The 22,228-nt window shown below is 67.0% G+C and carries 20 protein-coding genes and 1 tRNA gene; 18 read left to right on the top strand and 3 right to left on the bottom strand.

Features of this window, described 5'->3' with window-relative positions; all coding sequences use genetic code 11:
* The first annotated feature begins 424 nt into the window (after nucleotides 1–424).
* Both FVA74_RS07550 and FVA74_RS07545 read left to right on the top strand, forming a co-directional pair.
* Nucleotides 425–3,049: an Rne/Rng family ribonuclease gene (locus FVA74_RS07550; RefSeq protein ID WP_147721446.1), complete on the top strand. Its 2,625-nt coding sequence runs from the start codon at nucleotides 425–427 to the stop codon at nucleotides 3,047–3,049.
* Between the two features lie 17 nt (nucleotides 3,050–3,066).
* Complete coding sequence (locus tag FVA74_RS07545; RefSeq protein ID WP_147721445.1) at nucleotides 3,067–4,206, top strand: hypothetical protein; 1,140 nt, start codon at nucleotides 3,067–3,069, stop codon at nucleotides 4,204–4,206.
* Here the strand turns inward: FVA74_RS07545 and FVA74_RS07540 are convergent.
* The gene (locus FVA74_RS07540; protein WP_147721444.1) at nucleotides 4,195–4,479 is read right to left on the bottom strand and encodes a DUF4031 domain-containing protein; all 285 of its coding nucleotides are present in this window, start codon (nucleotides 4,477–4,479) and stop codon (nucleotides 4,195–4,197) included. The two genes, FVA74_RS07545 and FVA74_RS07540, sit on opposite strands and share 12 nt — an antisense overlap.
* 228 nt (nucleotides 4,480–4,707) lie before the next feature.
* On the opposite strand from FVA74_RS07540, the gene rplU reads away from it, so the two are divergent.
* The 12 genes from rplU (at nucleotide 4,708) to FVA74_RS07480 (ending at nucleotide 16,952) form a co-directional block, all read left to right on the top strand.
* Entirely contained in the window at nucleotides 4,708–5,016 is a 309-nt protein-coding gene (gene rplU, locus FVA74_RS07535) for a 50S ribosomal protein L21 (RefSeq protein ID WP_147721443.1), read from the top strand.
* Between the two features lie 26 nt (nucleotides 5,017–5,042).
* Complete coding sequence (rpmA, locus tag FVA74_RS07530; protein WP_147721442.1) at nucleotides 5,043–5,300, top strand: 50S ribosomal protein L27; 258 nt, start codon at nucleotides 5,043–5,045, stop codon at nucleotides 5,298–5,300.
* A gap of 95 nt (nucleotides 5,301–5,395) precedes the next feature.
* Nucleotides 5,396–6,970, top strand: coding sequence for a GTPase ObgE (obgE, locus tag FVA74_RS07525; RefSeq protein ID WP_147721441.1), 1,575 nt, complete (start codon nucleotides 5,396–5,398; stop codon nucleotides 6,968–6,970).
* A gap of 8 nt (nucleotides 6,971–6,978) precedes the next feature.
* Entirely contained in the window at nucleotides 6,979–7,818 is an 840-nt protein-coding gene (gene proB, locus FVA74_RS07520; RefSeq protein WP_147721440.1) for a glutamate 5-kinase, read from the top strand.
* 37 nt (nucleotides 7,819–7,855) lie between these two features.
* A complete protein-coding gene (locus tag FVA74_RS07515; protein ID WP_147721439.1) occupies nucleotides 7,856–9,124 on the top strand; it encodes a glutamate-5-semialdehyde dehydrogenase in 1,269 nt (422 codons plus the stop codon).
* Between the two features lie 44 nt (nucleotides 9,125–9,168).
* The gene (locus FVA74_RS07510) at nucleotides 9,169–9,369 is read left to right on the top strand and encodes a hypothetical protein (RefSeq protein WP_147721438.1); all 201 of its coding nucleotides are present in this window, start codon (nucleotides 9,169–9,171) and stop codon (nucleotides 9,367–9,369) included.
* A 10-nt stretch (nucleotides 9,370–9,379) separates the two neighbouring features.
* On the top strand, nucleotides 9,380–9,985 hold the full coding sequence (nadD, locus tag FVA74_RS07505; RefSeq protein ID WP_147721437.1) for a nicotinate-nucleotide adenylyltransferase: 606 nt from the start codon (nucleotides 9,380–9,382) through the stop codon (nucleotides 9,983–9,985).
* A 47-nt stretch (nucleotides 9,986–10,032) separates the two neighbouring features.
* Nucleotides 10,033–11,598, top strand: a complete 1,566-nt coding sequence (locus tag FVA74_RS07500; protein ID WP_147721436.1) for a hypothetical protein — start codon at nucleotides 10,033–10,035, stop codon at nucleotides 11,596–11,598.
* A gap of 41 nt (nucleotides 11,599–11,639) precedes the next feature.
* Nucleotides 11,640–12,041: a ribosome silencing factor gene (gene rsfS / locus FVA74_RS07495; protein WP_147721435.1), complete on the top strand. Its 402-nt coding sequence runs from the start codon at nucleotides 11,640–11,642 to the stop codon at nucleotides 12,039–12,041.
* Complete coding sequence (locus tag FVA74_RS07490) at nucleotides 12,038–13,000, top strand: hypothetical protein (protein WP_147721434.1); 963 nt, start codon at nucleotides 12,038–12,040, stop codon at nucleotides 12,998–13,000. Before rsfS ends, FVA74_RS07490 begins: the two co-directional genes overlap by 4 nt.
* Nucleotides 13,001–13,039: 39 nt before the next feature.
* Nucleotides 13,040–13,113 (top strand) — tRNA-Ala (locus FVA74_RS07485).
* Nucleotides 13,114–13,469: 356 nt separating this feature from the next.
* On the top strand, nucleotides 13,470–16,952 hold the full coding sequence (locus FVA74_RS07480; RefSeq protein ID WP_147721433.1) for an FUSC family protein: 3,483 nt from the start codon (nucleotides 13,470–13,472) through the stop codon (nucleotides 16,950–16,952).
* 214 nt (nucleotides 16,953–17,166) lie between these two features.
* Here the strand turns inward: FVA74_RS07480 and crcB are convergent, their stop codons facing one another.
* Both crcB and FVA74_RS07470 read right to left on the bottom strand, forming a co-directional pair.
* Nucleotides 17,167–17,535 (bottom strand): fluoride efflux transporter CrcB, encoded by a 369-nt coding sequence (gene crcB, locus FVA74_RS07475; protein ID WP_370454507.1) that lies wholly within the window; start codon nucleotides 17,533–17,535, stop codon nucleotides 17,167–17,169.
* 5 nt (nucleotides 17,536–17,540) lie between these two features.
* Entirely contained in the window at nucleotides 17,541–18,002 is a 462-nt protein-coding gene (locus FVA74_RS07470) for a CrcB family protein (protein ID WP_147721431.1), read from the bottom strand.
* 162 nt (nucleotides 18,003–18,164) lie between these two features.
* On the opposite strand from FVA74_RS07470, the gene FVA74_RS07465 reads away from it, so the two are divergent.
* The 4 genes from FVA74_RS07465 (at nucleotide 18,165) to FVA74_RS07450 (ending at nucleotide 22,176) form a co-directional block, all read left to right on the top strand.
* Nucleotides 18,165–18,842, top strand: coding sequence for a protein-L-isoaspartate(D-aspartate) O-methyltransferase (locus FVA74_RS07465; protein WP_147721430.1), 678 nt, complete (start codon nucleotides 18,165–18,167; stop codon nucleotides 18,840–18,842).
* 130 nt (nucleotides 18,843–18,972) lie between these two features.
* Nucleotides 18,973–19,815, top strand: coding sequence for an IclR family transcriptional regulator (locus tag FVA74_RS07460; RefSeq protein ID WP_240792158.1), 843 nt, complete (start codon nucleotides 18,973–18,975; stop codon nucleotides 19,813–19,815).
* A 107-nt stretch (nucleotides 19,816–19,922) separates the two neighbouring features.
* Complete coding sequence (locus FVA74_RS07455; protein WP_147721429.1) at nucleotides 19,923–20,915, top strand: PDR/VanB family oxidoreductase; 993 nt, start codon at nucleotides 19,923–19,925, stop codon at nucleotides 20,913–20,915.
* Between the two features lie 61 nt (nucleotides 20,916–20,976).
* Nucleotides 20,977–22,176 carry a cytochrome P450 gene (locus FVA74_RS07450; protein ID WP_147721428.1) on the top strand — a complete coding sequence of 400 codons (1,200 nt, stop codon included), beginning with the start codon at nucleotides 20,977–20,979 and terminating at the stop codon, nucleotides 22,174–22,176.
* The last annotated feature ends 52 nt before the right edge of the window (nucleotides 22,177–22,228 follow it).

Raw genomic sequence — 22,228 nt, 5'->3', positions numbered from 1 at the left:
CCTGTCATCCCTCCAGGTTGGCAGTCGCAGGCGACTTGCACCCCCGAATGCGGCACTCTCGCGGATGCATGCGATAATTTGTGAGATGTTCACCGCGAGCCGCGCTCACGGTGACGAAGAAGAAGCTTTCCGGCCTGCCAGCCGAGTCGTTCGCGACAGTGACGACGAGGTCGTCACAGGCATGGCACGCCGGGCGTGCAGTACAGAATGACAGAAGACGAGCGAGACAGGGCCGATACCGCTACAGCAGCATCCGTGAGTTCGCCTGAGGACGAAAGCGTCAAGGGCAGGAGCCGCAGGGCACAGCTGCACGTATCCCCGCGAAACGCGTCGTAAGGATTAGCGGGACCGCCGATAGCGGGCCCCGCGAGAGAGTTCCGGATGGCAGCGCGGTTTGCCACACCGGCTTAGGAGTGCACCAGCGATGGTGGAGACAAACGAAAACAATGACGGTGGTACGCAGAAGGAAGGCTCGCGCAGGCGTGTGAGGCTCTTCGGTGGCCGTAAGGCGAAGAGCGGCGAGGCCGAGGCCTCGCAGGGTGCCGTCTCTGCACCTTCCGAGGAACGAACGGATTCGGGTGCCGAGGCCGTGACTCCTTCGGTGGAGCCCGCTGCTGGTTCGACCGCGGCAGCAGAGACCCGTGCCGCTGAAGGCAGTGAGGCTGCCGCCGCGACGGAGCCTGCCGAGGACGCCGCTGCAGACACCTCGGCCACGACCGAGTCACAGGAGATTCCCGCTGCGCCTGAGCCGCTCGTTGCGACGTCGACGACGACCCTGCTCTTCCGTGCCCCCGACCTGCCGACCATGGTGCCGCCACGGCCATCCGACGATGCCGAGGACGAGTCCTCGTCGAGCCGCCGTCGCACTCGTCGCCGTTCCGGTGATGACGAGCAGGCTGAGTCCGAGCGCTCCCAGGACCGGGGGCCGCAGGAGCGATCCTCCGGCCGCCAGGCTCGCCAGTCGAAGCAGCAGCCCGAGCCCTCGAATGAACCGCAGAAGGTGCGCGGATCGACGCGGCTCGAGGCCAAGAAGCAGCGCCGTCGCGACGGCCGTGACGCTGGCCGTCGTCGTCCCGTGGTCACGGAGGCCGAGTTCCTGGCGCGTCGCGAGAGCGTTGACCGTGTCATGGTCGTGCGCCAGAAGAACAACCGCATCCAGATCGGCGTGCTGGAGGACGGCGTGCTTGTCGAGCACTACGTTGCCCAGTCGCAGGAGTCGTCGCTCATCGGCAACGTGTACCTCGGTCGCGTGCAGAACGTGCTCCCCAGCATGGAGGCCGCCTTCGTCGACATCGGTCGCGGCCGAAACGCCGTGCTGTACTCGGGCGAGGTCGACTGGGATGCTGCGGCCGAGAACTCCGCCGAAGGCAAGAACCAAGCGCGGCGCATCGAGCTGGCGCTCAAGCCCGGCGACAAGGTGCTCGTGCAGGTGACGAAGGACCCCGTCGGACACAAGGGTGCCCGGCTCACGAGCCAGGTTTCGCTCCCCGGCCGCTACCTCGTGTACGTGCCAAACGGCTCGATGAACGGCATCAGCCGCAAGCTGCCCGACACCGAGCGGGCACGCCTCAAGAAGATTCTCAAGGAGGTGCTCCCCGACAACACCGGCGTCATCGTGCGCACGGCTGCCGAGGGTGCTACGGAGGAGCAGCTGACGCTCGACGTCAACCGACTCACGTCGCAGTGGTCGGCGATCAGTGCCGCGATTGAATCGGTCAACGCGCCCGCCCTGCTTCACAGCGAGCCGGACCTCCTCGTCAAGATCGTGCGCGATGTCTTCAACGAGGACTTCCACAAGCTCGTTATCGAGGGTGCGGATGCCCGCGAGACCATCACGAGCTACCTGCGTCAGGTCGCACCTGACCTCGTCGACCGGGTCGAGGCTCACGTCGGTGAGAAGGACTCCTTCGACGAGTACCGCATTAGCGAGCAGATCGAGAAGGCGCTCGACCGCAAGGTCTGGCTGCCATCTGGTGGCTCGCTCGTGATCGACCGCACCGAGGCCATGACCGTCGTCGACGTCAACACGGGCAAGTTCGTCGGCTCGGGAGGAAACCTCGAGGAGACGGTCACCAAGAACAACCTCGAGGCTGCCGAGGAGATCGTGCGCCAGCTGCGCCTGCGTGACATCGGCGGCATCATCGTCGTCGACTTCATCGACATGGTGCTCGAGTCGAACCGCGACCTCGTGCTTCGTCGCCTCGTCGAGTGCCTGAGCCGTGACCGCACGAAGCACCAGGTCGCCGAGGTCACCTCGCTCGGCCTCGTGCAGATGACGCGCAAGAAGCTCGGACTCGGCCTGCTCGAGTCCTTCAGCGAGCCCTGCGAGACCTGTGCCGGCCGCGGCATCATCGTGCACCACGACCCCGTCACGAAGCACCGCCAGACGCCGCAGCCCGAATCGCGCCGCGGCCGTGGCGGCAAGGGTGGCAATGGCAATGGCAATGGCAATGGCAGCGGCAGCGGCAACAGCAACAGCGGTGGCGGCTCCAACGCCGCTCCCAAGGCGGCCGCGACCCACGCCATCACGGAGGACGTGAAGAACGCGCTCGCACAGATCGCGGCGAGCACGATTGCCAACCAGACGGCGGAGTCGGAGAGCGCGGAGAAGTCGGACACCGAGGGAGCGCAGGCCACGGCCGATGCCACGGCGGGGAGTGCCAGCGCCGAGGAGAAGCCCTCGAAGTCGCGTTCCCGGCGCTCGCGTTCGAAGGGTGCCGCGGAGTCGAAGGATGCCGATGCCGGAGACGCGGCCGCGAAGGCCGACGCGACCCCGCAGGCGGGCGTGAAGGGCGACAGCGCTGCGGAAGACCGTACTGCCGAAGCGCAGGAAGAGGTCGTTGAGATCCTCGACATTCCCGTCGTGAAGGCACCCCGTGCCGCGCGCAAGATCAGCTCGGAGGACGCGGAGCAGATCCTCGGCACCGTGCTGGACGCCCTACCGGAGCCGAAGCAGCCCGGGCAGGGTCGCTCCCGCGGTTCGCGCCGCGCGTCGAGCGCCGGCGTCGTACAGGCGGGATCGGGCACGTCGATCACCCTCGACGACTGATCGGGGAACGAACAGCCATGAGCAAGACGACGCGAGGTCGTGCCCTCTGGGTCGGCGTCGCGGTGCTCACGGTGGGGGTTGCCGCAGTCGTGTTCTTCACGTTCCTGCGGGGCGGCAGCCCCGTGGGCGGCAGCGAGTCTGCGACCCCGCTTCCTGAGGTGCGCACGGGCTTTGTGCTCGATCGCGCGGATCCGGCCGTGGGCGGTCCGGACGCAGTCATCGAGTTCGATCTCGAGACCGGCGAGTCAACGGTCGTCTACTCGGCGGAGAGGATCGTAGCGTTCGCCGCCACGGAGAGCAGCCTGGTCGTCGTGAGTGGCACGCCGGACGCTCACTCTGTGACGACCGTCGACACGGCGGACGGTACCTCGAGCGAGGTCGCTCTGCCCGCGGTGGGTTCTGTCGATTCGCTCGCGTCGGAGGGGGAACGAGCCGCGTTCCGGTTCACGAGTGTGGGCGATCCTCAGGTGCGCAAATTCTCGAATGCCCTGCTTTGGCTCGATGCTAGCGACGACGCCGTGAAGGTTGTCGAGCGCGACGGCGCTCCTTTCGAGGCGGCCGCATGGTCCTGGGTCCCAGGAACAGGCGAGATGCTCGCAATCGATACGGAGGAAGAGCTGCTCCGATTCTCTCCCGACGCGCCGGAGAACGCTGAGGGCCTGGGGGAGTGGGAGGGCATCGAGGCCGTCTCGGCAGACGGCGGCACCGCCATCGTGCGGGACCATCACGACACCGTCGCACTGTCGCTCGACGACGGCACGGCTACCCCGTTCGGTCCCACCCCGGTAGACGGCGCGGTTCCCTTTGGTGGTGACGTCGTGTTCCTTGTCGATGGACCCGAGCGCGTGCAGAAGCTTGCGCTTCCTGCGGGCGACAGCGGGCGCGTGTCGAGCGCAATCGTCGTCGACGACGGCGAGTCGCCGCGCGTGCTCTACCGCGCGAGCGAAGAGGAGGGTGTTGACGGCTTCAAGCTTGCCCCTGACGGGCGGCACGTGGCGGTCGAAGTGGTTCCGGATGTCGCGGGCATGGTCTCCGACGCATACTTCCCGCACGCTAGGGCAGTGTCGATCGTCACCCGCATCATCTCGGTCGCCGAGGGCAAGGTCGTCGCCGAGTTCCCGGGATTCGGAACGCAGTGGAGCGCCTCAGCGGGATGAGTCTCCCGCGCGCCGTTCACGTTGGCTGACGCGAAGGCCGCTCGCAGCGAGGCGCCGCACGAGTTCGCGGTTGCTCACGGGTGTGGCCCCCAGCTCAACGAGCGCCGGCACCCGCTCGGCGGGCACGTCATAGTGGTCGAGGTCGAACGACCGCCGGGGGAGTCCGGCGCGCCGGGCGAAGTCGTGGAGCTCGTCGATCGCCTCGTCGCTCACGAGGTGAGCCCAGAGAGTGCCGTGCGCCGGCCACATGGGCGTGTCGATCAGAACCGCCATGTGTGGAGTCTAGACTTGGAAGCCTTGCGAACGTCGCACGGCCGGCTCATGGCCCGGCGTCGTTCGCGGAGCGGCTATGCTTGACGAGGTTTGACCGCCAGCCCGGGTGTCGACTAGTATTGACCCTTGGCGTGCGCTGGCCAAGCCCGCATTCAACGCCAAGTTCTTCGCCGGGCATCAGTCGCGGTGAAATCATGAAGCTTTTCTTCAAGTAGTTAGGGTTCCCAAGTGGTTTACGCAATCGTGCGCGCCGGCGGTCGGCAGGAAAAGGTCGAGGTCGGCTCGGTCGTCGTCCTTGACCGTGTCGCGGCCAACAAGGATGGCAACATCGAGCTCGCCCCCGTGCTGCTCGTTGACGGCGACAAGATCACGCACGACGCGAAGGCGCTTGCGAAGGTCACGGTCACGGCAGAGGTCCTCGGCGACCTGCGCGGCCCCAAGATCGTCATCCAGAAGTTCAAGAACAAGACCGGCTACAAGAAGCGCCAGGGCCACCGCTCGGAGCTCACGCGCGTCAAGATCACCGGCATCAAGTAAGCATCGAAAGCATTAGGGGCTGACAAATGGCACACAAAAAGGGCGCATCGTCCACCCGTAACGGCCGCGACTCCAACGCGCAGCGCCTCGGCGTCAAGCGCTTCGGCGGCCAGACCGTCAACGCCGGCGAGATCCTCGTCCGCCAGCGCGGCACGCACTTCCACCCCGGCGTGAACGTCGGGCGCGGCGGCGACGACACGCTGTTCGCACTCGAGGCTGGCGCCGTCGAGTTCGGCCAGAAGGGCGGCCGCAAGGTCGTCAACATCGTGGCGGCTGCCTCCTAGGCACAATCACTTCACTCGTGGGGCGGGCTTCGGCTCGCCCTTCGGTGTTTTCACCCCGGCCGCTTTCGGCCCGTTTCGAGACAAGGATCACGGTTATGGCAACCTTCGTGGACCACGTGACCCTGCATCTGCGCTCGGGGCACGGCGGCAATGGCTGCGTGTCAGTCAAGCGCGAGAAGTTCAAGCCCCTCGCGGGCCCCGACGGCGGCAATGGCGGTCACGGTGGTGACATCGTGCTGGTCAGCGACCCGCAGGTCACGACGCTGCTGTCGTACCACCGCTCGCCGCACCGCAGCTCCGAGAACGGGCAGCCCGGCATGGGAGACCACCGTGCGGGCACGACGGGATCCGACCTCGAGCTGGCGGTTCCTGTCGGCACCGTCGTGAAGGACCCAGACGGCACCGTCCTCGCCGATCTCACGGAGCCGGACATGCGCATCGTCGTCGCGCCCGGTGGCCAGGGGGGCCTCGGCAACGCAGCCCTCGCCAACACCAAGCGCAAGGCCCCCGGCTTCGCCCTGCTCGGCACCCCCGGCTGGGAGGGCGACGTCGTCCTCGAGCTCAAGGTCGTCGCGGATGTCGCTCTCGTCGGGTACCCCTCGGCGGGCAAGTCGAGCCTCATTGCGGCAGTGTCGGCTGCGAAGCCCAAGATCGCCGACTACCCCTTCACGACGCTGCACCCGAACCTCGGCGTCGTCCAGGCGGGGGAGAGTCGCTACACGGTCGCTGACGTCCCCGGCCTCATCGAGGGCGCGAGCGAGGGCAGGGGGCTCGGGCTCGAGTTCCTCCGTCACGTGGAGCGGTGCTCCGCGCTCGTGCACGTGCTCGACTGCGCGACCTTGGAACCGGGCCGCGACCCGCTCAGCGACCTCGAGATCATCCGTCACGAACTGGAGTCCTACGAGGTGCCGGAGGGGCAGACGCCACTGCTGGAGCGCCCGCAGGTCGTCGTCCTGAACAAGATCGACGTGCCGGATGCGCGCGACCTCGCCGAGTTCGTGCGCCCCGAGCTCGAGCAGCAGGGTTACCGCGTCTTCGAGGTCTCGGCCGTCAGTCGCGCCGGGCTCCGAGAGCTCTCCTATGCCCTCGGAGAGCTCGTAGAGGAGGAGCGTGCCGCCAAGGCAGCAGAGCCTCCTCGCGAGCGCATCGTGCTTCGACCCCGCGCAGTCAATGAGGCGGCCTTCGACGTGCGCGTCGAAGGCGGTACGCACGGCAACATCTACCGCATCATCGGAGCCAAGCCGGAGCGCTGGGTCGCCCAGACCGACTTCACGAACGACGAGGCGATCGGCTTCCTCGCGGATCGCCTTGCCAAGCTCGGCGTCGAGGATTCGCTCTTCAAGTCGGGCGCCGTCGCCGGATCTACCGTCATCATCGGGGCGGGCGAGGGTGTCGTCTTCGACTGGGAGCCGACGCTGACCTCCGCCGCCGAACTCATCACGAGCCCTCGAGGCACGGATGCTCGCCTCGGCGAGTCCGCAAGGCCGACCCGTAATGCGCGCCGAGAAGCGTACTTCGAGCGCATGGACGCCAAGGCGGCCGCCCGCGCCGAACTCATTCGCGAACGCGAGGCCGGGCTCTGGAATGATGATGAGGGCTTCGCGGTGGATCGCCGCGACGCTGCAGCGTCGGAGGAGACCTCCGGCGAAACATCCGTTTCAGACGACTGACAGGACCGATGACAGCGCAGCCCACGACAAGCACGATTCCCACGCTGAGCCCCGTCACGTCGCGAGCGGACATCCCGCGCGCCCGCCGGATCGTCGTCAAGGTGGGCTCGTCGTCGATCAGCGGCGAGAACGCAGGCCAGGTCGCCCCCCTCATGGATGCCCTCGCAGGCGCCCACGCGCGCGGTGCGGAGATCGTGCTCGTGTCGTCCGGTGCGATCGCAACGGGGCTGCCGTTCCTGAACCTGCAGGACCGGCCCGCAGACCTCGCCACGAAGCAGGCCGCCGCGGCCGTAGGTCAGAACGTGCTCATCTATCGGTACCAGGAGAGCCTCGCTCGTTACAAGATCGTCGCTGCCCAGGTGCTCCTGACCGCGGGAGACCTCGAGGCGAAGGTCAATCGGGCCAACGCACGACGCGCCATGGAACGACTGCTGGATCTGCGGATCCTGCCGATCGTCAACGAGAACGACACGGTCGCGACCGCCGAGATCCGCTTCGGCGACAACGATGAGCTGGCGGCTCGCGTGTCAAAGCTCCTCAATGCGGATGTGCTCGTACTGCTCTCCGATGTCGACAGCCTCTACACGAAGCCGCCGTGGGTCGAGGGCTCGGAGCGCATCGTCGACGTTCCCTTCGGTGAGCCGCTCGACTCGGTCGAGTTCGGCGGCATCGGAGCGGCCGGGGTCGGCACGGGAGGAGCGCGCACCAAGGTGGATGCCGCGCGGCTCGCCGCCGGTGCCGGAACCCCTGTGCTGCTCACCTCGACTGCGCAGGTGAGCGAGGCGCTGGGCGGCGCACCCGTCGGCACGTGGTTCGCGGCGGGCCTCGTCGAGCACTCCCTCGGCTGACGGGCCGGTGCCGTCGGGCAGTCGATAGACTGGGCCCATGCCCGAGCAGACCCTTGCGACCCCAACTCTCCAGCAGAAGCTGGTGGCGTCGAGAGACGCCTCCCGTGCTCTCGCCACGGCGACGACGCAGCTCAAGAATGACGCGCTGGAGGCAATCGCCGCGGCCGTCCTGGGAAACGCGGATCGCATCCTCGCGGCGAACGAGCTCGACCTCGCCAATGGGCGTGAGAACGGGCTGAGCGAGGGCTTGCAAGACCGCCTCCGGCTCGACGAGGCGCGACTCAGCGGTCTCGCGGCCGCGGTGCGCGACATTGCGGCGTTGGCCGACCCCGTGGGTCGCGTCGTGCAGGGCTCGAGCCTGCCGAACGGCTTGGCGCTCACGCAGGTGCGCGTTCCCTTCGGCGTGGTCGGCGCCATCTATGAGGCCCGGCCCAATGTCACAATCGACATCGCGTCGCTGGCACTCAAGAGCGGCAACGCTGTCGTGCTTCGTGGGGGTTCGGCGGCGATCCACTCCAACACGGCCCTCGTGCGGATCATCCAGGATGCCGTCTCCTCGGTGGGCCTGCCCGGTGAGCTCGTGCAGGGTATCGACGAGTTCGGCCGCGAGGGTGCGACCGAGCTCATGCGCTCGCGTGGCCTCATCGACGTGCTGATCCCGCGCGGCAGTGCAGACCTCATCCAGACGGTCGTGCGCGAATCCCAGGTCCCGGTCATCGAGACGGGCGCTGGCGTCGTGCACGTCTTCCTCGACGCCTCGGCTGACGTCAGCGCTGCGGTCGAGATCGTGCACAACGCGAAGACGCACCGCCCCAGCGTCTGCAACGCCGCCGAGACCCTGCTCGTGCACGCGGATGCGGCAGAGCGACTGCTGCCTCCCGTGCTCTACGCGCTCCGCGAGAGCGGCGTCACGCTGCACGCCGACGAGCGCACTGCGGGCATCTTCGCGGATGTCGTGCCCGCGACGGAGGAGGACTGGGCGACCGAGTACATGAGCCTTGACCTCGCCGTGCGGGTCGTCGACGACCTCGACGGCGCACTCGACCACATCCGTCGGTACTCCACCCACCACACCGAGTCGATCGTCACCGCGGATCTCGCAAGCAGCGAACGATTCCTCGCTGAGGTGGATTCGGCCGTCGTGATGGTCAACGCCTCGACCCGATTCACCGACGGGGGAGAGTTCGGCTTTGGCGCTGAGGTGGGCATTTCAACCCAGAAGCTGCACGCGCGCGGCCCGATGGGGCTCCCTGAACTGACGAGCACCAAGTGGATTGTGCGCGGTTCCGGGCAGGTGCGCGGCTGAGCCGCCACGCACGGTAGATTAGAGTCGCGTCGAACGGAGAACTAATGTCACTGCTTGCTGTCATCGCTGCCGAAGAGGGCCACCACGAGCTCGCCCCGATGATCATGGACCCAATCTGGTTCGCAGTCATCGCTGCGGCCTTCTTCGTGACGATCGGCCTCGTCACCTACAGCTTCCGCGACGTGGCACACCGCAACAAGCGTCAGTCCACGAACGCGGGCCCCGGCGCGGGCACGCACGACTGACGGCGCCTCGATGACGGCGGTGGACCCCGACTCCGGTCGTCCTCGCGTCGGCATCATGGGCGGGACATTTGATCCCATCCATAACGGTCACCTCGTCGCCGCCAGCGAGGTTGCCCAGCATTTCGGCCTGGACGAGGTGGTCTTCGTTCCGACCGGGCAGCCGTACCAGAAGCCGGATGCCACGGGCAGCGAGCACCGCTACCTCATGACGGTGATTGCGACGGCTTCGAACCCGTCGTTCACGGTGAGCCGAGTCGACATCGATCGAGACCGGCCCACCTACACGATCGACACGCTGCACGACATGCGGCGCCTTCGGCCGGAGGCAGAGCTCTTCTTCATCACGGGAGCGGACGCCATCGCCCAGATCGTGGACTGGAAGAACGTCGACGAACTCTTCGAACTTGCTCATTTCGTAGCAGTTTCACGGCCAGGTCACATCCTCAACGTTTCCGGTTTGCCGGAGCACGACGTAAGCTTGCTTGAGGTGCCTGCCTTGGCGATTTCTTCGACGGACTGTCGTAGCCGGGTGGGTCGGGGGTTTCCCGTCTGGTATCTCGTACCGGACGGGGTAGTACAGTACATCGCCAAACATCATCTGTATCGGAGTGAGTAATGACAGCCTGGGGTGACCAGCCGCCGCTTTCGCGGAGGCAGGTCAGGATGAACGAGCGTGCCCACGAAGGTGGCAGCGAGTTCTCCGGCGCCCGGGGCCAGACGGGCAGCATCGATCTCGACAACCCGGAGGCGACCATGGGCGATTCCGGCCACGAGGACTCTGTTCCGTTCGATACCTTCCCGCCAGCAGCTCCCACCGCCTCGGATGCGACCCCCGCCCGATTCGATGGTGCGCCCTCGACCTCCGCGAACGCCATCCGGCCCGGATCGCGTCGTGCGCAGCGTCTTGCAGAGACGGGCGCACTTTCCTTTGCCGACCTCGCCGCATTCACCCCCGCGGCTGACACTCGGGAAGCTCCTCCGGCTCCGGCTCCGGCTCCCGCGTCCGAGCCCGATTCGGACGCCCACGCGTACCGCCTCCGGGATTTCCGTCCCGCCGGGTCCGCCGCTGCGGCGGTCGCCCCGCCGTCGGCGCCAGCCGTGGGCGACGCTTCGCCAGCTGCGGCCGGTCGGCCGCTCACCCGGCGTGAACTGCGCGCGCTCGAGGCCGCTCGGGCTCGCGAGGCCGAGCCGGAAGCCGCTGTCGAGGCGCTGGATGCCGCGCCCGCTAGTGCGCCGTTCCCTGCGCCGGCAGCTCCGCCGCAGTTCGATGCGTCCTCCGTTGACGTCGCGCAGCCCAGCACAGTGCAGCCCAGCACAGGTCTGGCCGATCTGGCCGAGGCGCAGGCGGCCCCCGAACAGCCGCAGGCGGTGACGGAGCCGCCGCCCCTGGTTGAGCCCCCGCACGCGGCCCTCGCGAGCCCCCAGTACATCCCGTCCTCGCTCGATGTGACCGGGGTCGCGCCCGCTGAGCCGCGTGCTGAAGACGCAGTCGAGACACCGTCCGACACGGCGGTACCGCTCTCTGAGCTTGCTCCGCCCGCCGGGATGCCGTTCGGCACGTCGCCGACTGAGATCCCGACTCTTGCGGACCTGCCGGCACCACAGCTGCCCCCACCCCCTGCACCGATGGGCGAGTTCGTTCCCCAGTACTCGCTTGCGCAGTACCCGCCGCCTACCATGCTGCCCGGGTCGCCCGAGTCCGCTCGAGGCATCGACTTCGCGCCGCAGCAGCAGGTGACCCCCGTCGGCCACTGGTCGACCCAGGAGGCGCTCGACGACGCGAGCCAGTCCGCCGAATCGGTGACGTCTCGCGACGTCGCGGCGTCGACCGGTCCCATCACGAGCAATGCCCTCGTGCTGCCCGCGGTTCCGGACGGCTCCGACCTCGCCGTTCCCTTCGCGACGGCGACGGGCGAAGTGCTCATCACAGGGTCTATCACGCTGCCGACGACGCTTGGCACGACGGGTGCGCATCCTGCGCGCTACGACCACTCTGAACTCGACGCCATCATCGATGCTGCCGACCGTGACGACATCGAGGGAGAGTCCGCTCCCGTCCGAGCGATCCGTGCCGTCAGCACGCACACCTCACCGCGCGACGTCATCGCGATGTCGCGCAACTCCGGCAGCGGCAACCGCCTGCCCGTCGTGCTCGCGATCACCGCGGGAGCGATGATGGTGAGCGTCACTGTGCTCGTTGTCGTGGGATTCGTGTTCGGTACGTTCTAGACTCGTCCCCACGAATGCCAGTACCCACCCTTTAGGAATCTGTGACCGCATCCCAGCACGCCCTCGAACTTCTCACCATCGCCGCCACGGCGGCCGACTCGAAGAAGGCGTCCGACCTCGTCGCCCTCGATGTCTCGGAGCCGCTGCCGTTCACGGACGTGTTCCTGCTTGCATCCGGTCGGAACGAGCGCAACGTGCTCGCCATCGCTGGCGAGATCGAGGACAAGCTGATTGAGGCTGGAAGCAAGCCCCTGCGCCGTGAGGGCCGCAGTGAGGGACGGTGGGTGCTCCTCGACTTCGGCGACCTTGTCGTGCACGTCTTCCACGAGGAGGAGCGCATCTACTACTCGCTCGAGCGCCTCTGGAAGGACTGCCCTGCGATTCCTCTCGACCTGCCTGAAGCGCCCGGTGACGGCAGTGCAGGAGCCGACGCGCGGGCATGACCGCCTGGGTGCCGTCGTGGCGCGGCGGTGTTGGTGCCGCCGAGGCGACAGCTGACGGCATCGCGGCATGGGTACGTTCCGACGCGCTCGGGCGACTTGTGCGCCTCTGGGGCGAACAGCGCCCCGTCGCGGCAGACACGGACTCCCTGCTCGAGTGGCTCGACGCCTTCTCGGCTGAGCACTGGGACTTTCGCAAGGGGAGAGAGCGTAACCTCGCGGCATCCGCTGCACTGAGCCCGGCGCAGGCTGCCGCTGTGTTCGAGGCCGCCCCGGAACTCGGCCTCGTCGCATCGTGGCCCACGGCGCGAACGTATGACGCGATCGTGATGACCGGCGGAATGGTGCGCGCCGGCCTAGTGAAACCACGATTTGTGCGCTCGCTCCTCGATGCGGGAGTCGCGGCGCGGCGGATCGTGTTCCTGGGGGCGCACAGGGCATTCCAGGGCGACGAAGCCGCGCTGGCGACAGCGCTGGGCGTTCCCGGTCACGACGAGGTGGATGCCATGGCCGAGGGGATGCGGCGGGCGTTCGACCTGGGCGCACCCGCTTTGACCCATGGCGGTGCAGGCAACGCGCGGACGACCCGTCTCGCGTGGGACGCGCATCCGGGCGTGCGCTTCGAGGTGGTCGCGGCTCCGTCCAGCGACCCGGATGCCCGGCGCGCCGACACCGCCGACACGTTCCGGCACTGGGCGCGGTCGAGCGGCGCCGATACGAGGTCGGTGCTCGTCGTGACCACGCCTGTCTACGTGCCGTACCAGGCCGCCGTTGCCGTGGAAACGCTGGGGATCGAGGCAGGAATGGCGGTCGAGACGGTTGGGGCGGACGCCCAGTCGAACGACCTCGGTGAGTACACGCAGCACTTCGGCGCGCAGCAGCATCTGCAGGAGATTCGCTCCGCCATCCGTGGAATGAAGGCTCTCTGGGCGCACTCGATTTTGCGCTCGGCAGGAATGTAGTAATCTTGAGAAGTTGCTTCACGGAGTGACAAACACCGAGGGTCCATGGCGCAGCCCGGTAGCGCACCTGCATGGCATGCAGGGGGTCAGGGGTTCAAATCCCCTTGGATCCACAGAAAGCACTGGTCAGACGGCCATTCCAGAACCCGAGCGAGGGATTTGGAATGGCCGTTTGACGTGTATTCGACGCGTTTCGCTTTCGTAGTCGCCTCATCGAATGCCCGGGCGCTTCGGAATCGTCTGCACACCCTCGTAGGTAGGGCCAGTGAGGCTTCTCGTTCCAGCGCCTTCGAGTCGGTTCGGTCTCTCTCGATCTGGCGGCACGTCTCGTAGCGAGGCAGACACTCCGACCGCCCACGCAGTGGCCATCGGCACGTACGGACTGACCAGCGTTCGCCGCCGAGTCGGCCGCGATTCCCAATGGTCCTAGGCATCTTGTGCTCGGCAGGCTGAGTTCTAGGCTGACCGCATGGATGCCCTGTGGGTAGGACTCGGATTCGTCGTTCTAGCGGTGACGCTCATCGATGTGTTCCTCAGCGCGCTCAACTATGACGAGGCGGGGTTCGTAGCCGGGCGGGTTGCCCGCTGGCAGTGGGGGCTGACGAGACGGTTCACCCGACGCCTCTCGCGGCGCTGGCGGCCGGTTGTTCTCCGTCAGGTGATCGGGCTGCAGGTTCTGGGAGCCGTGATCACCTGGATCGGCGGAACCATCATCGGTTTCGGGTTGATCTACCTCGGTTCGATGCAGGGCAAGAACTTCACGTACGACGGCGTGCACGGCGATTTGTTCGGTGCGATGTACTTCAGCACCGCCCAACTGTCTGCCGTCGGGACATCACAACTGACGCCGAACACGGATTTTCTCCGAATCCTTTCGGTCGTGGAGACCGTGAGCGGGGTTGTCCTGGTCTCGCTCATTCTCACCTTCCTGCTCGGCGTATATGACGTGATCTCCAATCTTCGGTCTCTGTCGTCGCAGTTCTACAGCGCAGGAGACGGGATCGGGCCCCCGATCTCGAGCCTCGAACCGTACTTCCCCGGCGGCACTGAGACAGGGCTCGACTCACACCTGCAGAGCGTGTCTGACAGCTTCAGCTCATACACCGACGGGGTGCGTCTGTACCACGCCGCCTACTACTTCCAAAGCGGTCGCGATACGTTCTCGCTGCCGTACTCGATCCAGATGTTGGCCGGGATTATCGGCGGTCTGCGCTGGGGCCTCCCCGCGCCGAACCCGGTCACCGCTCAGCCAATGCTCCTGCCGCTGACGGACCAGTTCGAAGAGTTCGAGACCTACATGCATCCATTGCTCAACTGGACGAGCACCGATGTGCCTGAGACGGTGACGGCCGGTGAGTTCTCTCGGCAGGTACGCGCCGAACTCGCGCAGGAACGGACCACGTTGCGTCGACGTGTCAGGAGAAAGGACGACGTCGACTACTGGGTGAGCCGCTTCGTCCTCGTCAACCGAGAGATGGCCAGGCTCGTGGGTATTGAACCCCTGACAGACCTGAACGAGTCGTACTCCCGCTACCTGGCGTGGCTGCCGTTCGCCTACCGTGCCCAGCAGTTCAGCGCGGCGATCAGTCGCGACCTGGACTACCAGCCGATCTACTCCAACCCGCAGGATGAAGCGCCGGAGGCGATCCTGGCGCCAGCGCCAGATGAAACCGAGCGGAAGGACGGCAACGGAGGAATTTGGGGCTTCCTGTCCCGGAGAATCACCCTCGTCGACCCGGGCTTCACTCGGCTCATCGGGGCCATCAGGGGACTCCTCGCTGCGGCGCTCGCAGTGGCAGTTCTTGCCGTCAGTCTGCCCCAGATTGGCCTCCCGGCGTTCCCGGCCGCCATCTTCGGCGGAATGATCGCCATGTTCACCAGTGCGGCATCCGGGGGTGGGCACGGGATCCGGCGGCTCGCCGCGCTCATCTCCCTCGTGCCCGTGCTGGTCTCGCTCGGAATTCATGCACTGATTCCGCGCGAGCCGCTTCCGGCGAGCGCGGCCCTTGTCGCCTTGGCCTTTATCGGGATCGCCGTCACTCGTTTCGGTCCGAAATTGGGTGGGCTGGGCCAGCTCGCGTTCATGACGTACTACTTCACGCTGATCCTCGACCTCCAGGTCGACGAACTCCTCCCGTTCGCCGGCGCAGCGGTTGTCGGCGTCCTCAGTTCCGTCGTGCTTCAGCTGGTGCCGAACAAGGGCGCACACGCCCGGGTGGTGAAAGGCGGGGTTGTCGCTTTTGAGAACCGCCTGGTGCGCGCGCTCGATCCGATGATCGATGCGGTGTCCGCGGCGCGATGGGACCCCGATCTCATGCACCGCACCAGGAGTGAACTCCGGCGAACGCACCAGATGGCCTCCTTCCTGGCTGGTCAGTTGACGGGTGATGACCCCGACATCGGGTCGACGGCCGAGCAGGCGAGTGCGCTGCGCATCCGCGTTCACGAGGCTGAACTTGCGCTGGTGAACCTGTCGTCCGAAGCCCGATTGGCGACGGGAGCCGGTGTGCCGGTCGACGTTCGCGCGCGCCTTGCCGGAGCCCTTCAGTCGGTGCAGAAGCACATCACCGGCTACCCGGATGCTCCGGCGTGGGTTTCGCCTACAAAAAAGGGTGACGAGGCCCCGACCCCGAACCCGCCCGCTGCTGTCTCCGCAGCCGATTCACTGGAATCGCTGCCGTCACTCAAGTCGGCTGCCCACTGGCCACGAGCCGCACGTCGCGTTCTCGGCGCTGCGCACGAGTTGCAGCACGCGGTCGACGTGCTGCATTCGGCGCGTGCCGTTGACCTCGCATCCGTGCCTGCGTGGGCCGACCTGTCGACGCAATCGTCCCCCGCGCCCGAGACCGCGGTTCCGGCGACAACCGCCGACGGGGATGCAAGGGCGACGGACGGCGTCCCCGCAGCCGCGGAAGCTCCTGTCTCCGCCGACACCGCACCCATCTGGCGCAGAGCCGTCCAGGCCGGTGTCTCAACAGCCGTTGCCCTCTCCCTCGGGTCGTTCGTGTCGACAACCCACCAGTACTGGGCAGCCATGCCCGCATACCAGGCGATCGGGGGAACCGATGGCGAAACCTTCGTGAAGGGCTCGCAGCGGATCGCCGGAACCGTGCTCGGTGCGATCGTCGGGTTCAGCATTGCCATTGCGGCAGGATCAAATCCGGCGGTGCTCGTGCCGGTGCTCGCGGTCAGCATTTTCGCGACGACGTACTTCCGCGGGGCGTCGTCACCGCTCACGTCGTTCTGGACGACGATGATGTTCGCGCAGATGTACGAGTTCATGGGCCGCTTGAACACTGAGACAATCGGTGTGCGCATCGTCGAGACCATCATCGGAGCCGGCGTCGCCCTGATCGTCGCCGCGTTGATTCTGCCGACACGCACGAGCGACAAGTTCGCCAGGCAGGCGGTCGAGCTCGCGAGGACTGTTGAGTCGATCACGACGGCGACCCTGGAGCTGTGGAAGCGCAATCGACAGCCGTCGGCCGACGATATTGCCGCGCTGTCGAAGCAGGAAGTCGTGATGACGAGCCGGCTGCGAGACCTTCAGGCAACGGCGGGTCCGCTGCGTCACGGTTCCGGTGCATTCGCGCCCGGCGGGATCGAGAACCGCCTCACCGGATTCTGGGAGCTGCTGTACTACACCAGGCACTTCATCGCATCCGCTGAACAGGGCCATCGCGCCAAAGCGCGCCTCACCGATGACCAGTGGGAGCAGCTCGAGACGGCGACCGCTCAGAACTTTGATGCCCTCATTGCGGCCTATGAAGGTCGGGCCTCCGGTCCGGTGCGCCCTGACATCGGCATCGACGATCTCGGGGATACGGACGAGCCACACTCGGCCGAGGCGGCGCTCCGTGCGCTCGCGAGGGCCAACCAAACGGTCGCGATCATGGCCGTCGACCTTGCGCCGCAGGCCGGCGATATCCGGCTGGATCGCGCCGGGACATAGCGCAGCCGAGGGGCCAGTGGGCACAGAAGGCGCGGGAGGCGGGCACGCACTCGACATCCCCGAAGACGTGTCGTTCGCCGACTCGCGGGTGCACGCCGAGACGATCGCGGCAGAAACGGTGCTGCACGACGAAGGCGTGATCTCGATCGTGTCGTCGGACTCGCAGGCGATGGGCGGGTGCAAGTCTGCCGATACCGGGGCGCGGGCTTCTTCGTCAGATGGAGGCGCCGATCCAGAGTCCGAGTCCGGCGAGTGCGACACAGAGCACGAGCATGACAACGCCGCTGATAAACGCGTGGCCGTAGCGCTTCTCCTTGATGAGTTGCACGGTCTCGTAGCTGGCGGTGCTGAAGGTCGTGTACCCGCCGAGCAATCCGGTGCCGATGACGATGCCGAGGTCGGTGGGCAGCAGATGCACCATGGTCAGGCCGGTGAGGAAGCCGAGCACCAGTGATCCTGAGGCATTGATGATCGTTGTCGCCCACTGGAATTTGGTCTTCATATGTGAGCGGATCAGCCCGTCGACGGTGAAGCGGATGCAAGCGCCTACGCCGCCGCCAACGGCGAGGAGCAGAAAGATCATGGGAGTCATGATGCCTTCCAGGTCTGGTCAGCGGGCTGCTCCGTTTCGGGCCCGCGGGCCTTGTTCACCGCGTTGGCGATGACGATGCCGAGCCAGGTGGCACATGCTCCGACGAGAACGGTGCCCAGCGAGTAGATAGTCGCTTCAACCGGCAAGCCATCGCGGAACAGCACGCCGGTGTCGGTGGCGAGTGAGCTGTAGGTCGTGAAACCGCCGCAGTATCCGGTGCCCAAAAGGAGCTTGAGGTTCTTGCCGGTCGGCTTCGTGTTGTCGAGGCGGGTCAACGCTTCGTACAAGTAGCCGAGGAGGAAGGCACCGATGACGTTGATGATGGCGATGGAGACAGGCACTTCGCCGAGTTTGGGGATGACCAGCGAGAGCCACTCGCTAGTTGCTGCACCACACGCGCCGCCAACGAAGACGAGCCCGATCGGTGCCCACTTGAGGTGCTCGGGGCGCGGTGCCATCAGGTGTCGCCTGGCCGTGTCGCGATTTCAGGGTGAGTGCTCATGGGAAGAACGCTAGCGGCGCCGGGTCGAACCACGGCGGCGTGGTGTGGGAAGGCATCGCTCACAGTGTATTGCGTGCGAGGCCTTGGCGGGTGAGGAAGGCGGCGGCATGATTGCGGCATGGACGGCCTGGACAGGGACAAGGAGGTCATGCTCGCCCGCCACCTCCGTGCGAGGGGGATTGATGACGAGCGGGTGCTCGCGGCGATGGCGACGGTGCCGCGCGAGGAGTTCGTTGCCGAGCACGCGCGGAGGTATGCCTATGCCGACCGTCCCCTGCCGATCGAGGAGGGCCAGACCATCTCGCAGCCCTACATCGTGGCCTTCATGGCCCAGTCGGTCCGGGTGGAGGAGGGCGACAGGGTGCTCGAGATCGGCGCAGGGTCGGGCTACGGTGCCGCCGTGCTGGGGATGCTCGCCGCCCGTGTCGATACGGTGGAGCGCCATCCCCGCCTCGCGGAGCAGGCGGCGGAGCGAATGGCTCGACTCGGCTACGCCAACGTGCACGTGCATTCGGCGGACGGGACGTGGGGACTGGCGGAGGAGGCACCCTTCGACGCGATCGTGGTGACGGCGGCGGGGCACTCGGTTCCCCCGCCGCTCCTGGAACAACTGGCGCCGGGCGGCCGGCTCGTCATGCCGGTCGAAGGTTCCTACGGTCACCAGCAGCTGCTCCTCGTGCGCAAGGACGTCGACGGCCGGGTCACCGAGACGCCACTCCTGGGGGTGGCATTCGTGCCGCTCGTGGGGGACCACGGCCATCCTGGGGACGAGGATCGGGACAGGCCAGGGGGATAGGCGACCGAGAAGTCCAAGAGGGTGCGCCCCCCGATTCTCGGGCGAATTCCCGGGGCGAAGATCTCTACCAGCCGCCTGCGGTACCGTGCACTGAGCGTCCGGCGAGAGCGCACGGCGACGCATCGCTGGAATGCACGGAGAGATCATGGTAAACCCGCGGCCCCGTCAGGCCAGAGACCCGCACGCGACCCCCAGCGCGCAACCCTCCGTCACCTCCAAGGCAATCGCGATCCTCGCGGCCTTCGACAGCGAGCATCCGCGCCTGGCGCTCACGGAACTCGCCAAGCGAGCGGGGCTCCCCGTCGCCACCACCCACCGCATCGCTGGCGAACTGGTGCACGCCGAAGCGCTCGCGAAGGTGGGCCGGGAGTTCGTCATCGGGCGCGAGATCTGGCGGCTCGGCCTGCTCGCGCCCGTGCGCCAGAACATCGCCGAGGTCGCCGCGCCCTACATGCAGGACGTGCTCTTCGTCACGCAGAACATCGTGAATCTCTTCGTGCCCGACGGCGACCGGGCCCTCCTCGTCGAACGCATCTCCGGCACGCGCGCTGGCACTCCCTTCCGCCAGGTGGGTGCCCGGATGCCGCTGCATGCGAGTGCCGCAGGCAAGGTGATGCTCGCCTTCGGTGACCCCGAGATGCTGTCGCGGGTTTCTCGCCGTCTCGAGCGCCACACCGCCAACACCATCACGGATGCCGACGCACTCGCTCGCGAGATCGCTGCCGTGAAGTCGCGGGGGTACGCAGCGACGGCGGAGGAGGCGGGACCGGCGAACTATGGCCTCGCAGTGCCGATCATCCTCGCGAGTGGCACCTTCGTCGGGGCACTCGGCGTGGTGACGCAGGACCGTCCGCCTGCCCGCGGCACGGTCATCCCCGTGCTCCGCATTGCGGCCCGCAGCGTCGCTCGTCGCCTCTACAGCGACTCGAGCTCCTTTCCAGAGGATGGCCTCGTGGCGAGCGAATTCCATTAGACGAAAAACCGCGCCGAGTGGCGCTGGAGGCAGCCCTAGCATCGCTCTCGTCAAGGTCACGCGAGCGTCGACCGCGAACGAGCTAGGAGCAATGGAGCATGAGGGCTATGACCATCGAGACCGGCCCGGCCGAGGCCAGCGGCACGACCGGGGCGATCGACGCGATCGTGGACCGCGTCGAGACCGTCGCTGACCGGGTCGTTTCGCTCGTGCTTCGCCGCGCCGACGGAGAGCCTTTCCACGGCTGGGATCCGGGGTCACACATCGACGTCCACGTCGGCGACGACATCGTGCGGCAGTACTCGCTCTGCTCGAGTCCGAGCGACCTGAGCCACCTCCGCATCGCTGTGCTGTACACACCCGACTCCCGCGGCGGTTCCCGGCGGGTCCACGAGGCCCTGGTCGAGGGCGCGCCCGTCACGATCTCTGAGCCACGCAATAACTTTCCCCTCCTCGACTCGCGCAAGTACCTCTTCATCGCCGGCGGTATCGGCATCACGCCGATCATCCCGATGATCGAGGCAGCCGAGCGCGACGGCAGGGACTGGCGCCTCATCTACGGCGGTCGCAGCCGCTCGACGATGGCCTTTGCCCGCCAGCTCGTCGAGACGTACGGCGCGGAACGGCTGACAGTCGCGGCCGAGGACGAGAGCGGCCGTCTCGACCTAGCATCGCTCCTCGCCCTGCCGAGGGCCCACATGCTCGTCTACGCGTGCGGCCCCGCCGGCATGCTTGCCGCGATCGAGGAGTTCTGCATGGGCTGGCCCCCCGGCGCGCTCCACACCGAGCGGTTCGTGGCCGCCGCACTCGACGCGGGCGGCTCGACCGAACCCTTCGAGGTCGAGTTGGTGCGCTCGGGCACGACCGTGACGGTCGAGGTGGGCACGACCGTGCTCGAGGCCGTCGAAGCGGTCGGAGCGCGCGTGCTCTCCAGCTGCCGCACCGGCCTCTGCGGCACGTGTGAGACCCGGGTCGTCTCGGGTGACATCGAACACCGCGATGCTGTGCTGACCGAGGCCGACCGCGATGCGGGCGACGTCATGCTCGTCTGCGTCTCCCGCGCGGCGGCTGGCTGCCCACGTCTCGTGCTCGACCTCTGACCGTGCTCGAACCCCGACCCTTGCTCAAACCCTGACCCGTGCCGACGAACAGGAATCTCCGATGACGAAGACGATGATCGACGCGATGGTGCTCGACGACGACCCGTTCTCGATCGAGAACATCCAGGACCCGCATCCGCTCCTGGCGCGACTTCGCGATGCCGGCTCGGTGACGTGGCTCTCCAAGTACAACTGTTTCGCGGTCGCGGGCCACGAGGAGGTTTACGAGATCCTCACAGACTTCGAGACCTACTGTTCCTCCGGCGGCCTCGGCCCCCATGACATCCGCGAGGACGAGGGATGGCGCCCGCCGAGCATCCTCGAATCCGACCCGCCGACGCACACCGTCATGCGTCGTGCCCTCACGGGCGTGATTAACCCAGGCACGGTGCGGTCGCTGCGTGGCCCGTTCACTCCGCCGGCCGCTGAGATCACCTCTGCGCTGGCCAGACTGGACCGCTTCGACGCGGTGACCGACCTTGCCGAGCAGTACCCGATCCGCGTCTTCCCGGATGCGGTCGGGATTCCGCAGGAGGGACGGGAGCACCTGCTGCCCTACGGCAACATGGTCTTCAACGCCTTCGGCCCCAAGAACGCCATCCTCGAGGAGGCCTTCGCCGAGGGAGAGGCACACGCGGAGGTCGTCATGCGTGCGTGCGAGCGCGAAAGCCTCGACGCCGACGGCTTCGGCGCCAAGATCTGGGACCGGGTCGAGGATGGCCTGATCTCTGTGCAGCAGGCAACGCTGCTCGTGCGCGCGCTCCTGTCGGCAGGAATCGACACCACGATCTTCGGCATCGGCAACACCCTCTCGGTGCTGGCGCGGCTGCCAGAGGTGTGGGCGCAGCTTCGCGAGACGCCATCGCTCGCGAAATTCGCGATTGACGAGGCGCTGCGGCTCGAATCGCCCTTCCAGAAGTACCACCGCACCGTCACGGTAGACACCGTCCTCGGCGGCGTACACCTGCCAGCGGGAGCGAAGGTGCTCGTGTTCATCGGCGCCGCCAATCGCGATCCCCGCCGATGGGGCGACGACGCCGACGAGTTCAGGCTCGACCGCAACTCCTCGGGGCACCTCGCCTTTGGGATGGGCCTGCACCAGTGCGTCGGCCAGCCCATTGCCCGCCTCGAGATCGAGATCGTGCTGCAGCAATTGCTCGAGCGGGTGCTCACGATCGAGCCGGCCGGAGAACCCGTGCCCCTCGTCCACAACGTGTTGCGGGGATTCACCTCGCTGCCCGTGGCCATTAGGGCCGCGTAACCAATTTCGCACACGACATCGCGCCCTCACCGCCGAGCGCGCGATTCAGGAG

It is taken from the genome of Salinibacterium sp. dk2585 (genome assembly GCF_008001035.1).
Classification (GTDB): Bacteria; Actinomycetota; Actinomycetes; order Actinomycetales; family Microbacteriaceae; genus Homoserinimonas.
Note: the sequence above shows the minus strand (reverse complement) of the source record. Positions and strands in the feature narration are given on the sequence as shown.

Excerpts from the sequence above, each read along its gene's own strand:
- crcB (WP_370454507.1), bottom strand. The coding sequence starts at position 17,535 with ATGATCTTTCTGCTCCTCGCCGTTGGCGGCGGCGTAGGCGCTTGCATC.
- FVA74_RS07455 (WP_147721429.1), top strand. The coding sequence starts at position 19,923 with ATGACCATCGAGACCGGCCCGGCCGAGGCCAGCGGCACGACCGGGGCG.
- FVA74_RS07465 (WP_147721430.1), top strand. The coding sequence starts at position 18,165 with ATGGACGGCCTGGACAGGGACAAGGAGGTCATGCTCGCCCGCCACCTC.
- FVA74_RS07500 (WP_147721436.1), top strand. The coding sequence starts at position 10,033 with ATGAACGAGCGTGCCCACGAAGGTGGCAGCGAGTTCTCCGGCGCCCGG.
- FVA74_RS07490 (WP_147721434.1), top strand. The coding sequence starts at position 12,038 with ATGACCGCCTGGGTGCCGTCGTGGCGCGGCGGTGTTGGTGCCGCCGAG.
- FVA74_RS07460 (WP_240792158.1), top strand. The coding sequence starts at position 18,973 with ATGCACGGAGAGATCATGGTAAACCCGCGGCCCCGTCAGGCCAGAGAC.
- FVA74_RS07470 (WP_147721431.1), bottom strand. The coding sequence starts at position 18,002 with ATGGCACCGCGCCCCGAGCACCTCAAGTGGGCACCGATCGGGCTCGTC.
- FVA74_RS07515 (WP_147721439.1), top strand. The coding sequence starts at position 7,856 with ATGCCCGAGCAGACCCTTGCGACCCCAACTCTCCAGCAGAAGCTGGTG.
- FVA74_RS07540 (WP_147721444.1), bottom strand. The coding sequence starts at position 4,479 with ATGGCGGTTCTGATCGACACGCCCATGTGGCCGGCGCACGGCACTCTC.
- obgE (WP_147721441.1), top strand. The coding sequence starts at position 5,396 with ATGGCAACCTTCGTGGACCACGTGACCCTGCATCTGCGCTCGGGGCAC.
- FVA74_RS07550 (WP_147721446.1), top strand. The coding sequence starts at position 425 with ATGGTGGAGACAAACGAAAACAATGACGGTGGTACGCAGAAGGAAGGC.
- FVA74_RS07480 (WP_147721433.1), top strand. The coding sequence starts at position 13,470 with ATGGATGCCCTGTGGGTAGGACTCGGATTCGTCGTTCTAGCGGTGACG.
- FVA74_RS07450 (WP_147721428.1), top strand. The coding sequence starts at position 20,977 with ATGACGAAGACGATGATCGACGCGATGGTGCTCGACGACGACCCGTTC.
- proB (WP_147721440.1), top strand. The coding sequence starts at position 6,979 with ATGACAGCGCAGCCCACGACAAGCACGATTCCCACGCTGAGCCCCGTC.
- FVA74_RS07545 (WP_147721445.1), top strand. The coding sequence starts at position 3,067 with ATGAGCAAGACGACGCGAGGTCGTGCCCTCTGGGTCGGCGTCGCGGTG.
- rpmA (WP_147721442.1), top strand. The coding sequence starts at position 5,043 with ATGGCACACAAAAAGGGCGCATCGTCCACCCGTAACGGCCGCGACTCC.
- nadD (WP_147721437.1), top strand. The coding sequence starts at position 9,380 with ATGACGGCGGTGGACCCCGACTCCGGTCGTCCTCGCGTCGGCATCATG.
- FVA74_RS07510 (WP_147721438.1), top strand. The coding sequence starts at position 9,169 with ATGTCACTGCTTGCTGTCATCGCTGCCGAAGAGGGCCACCACGAGCTC.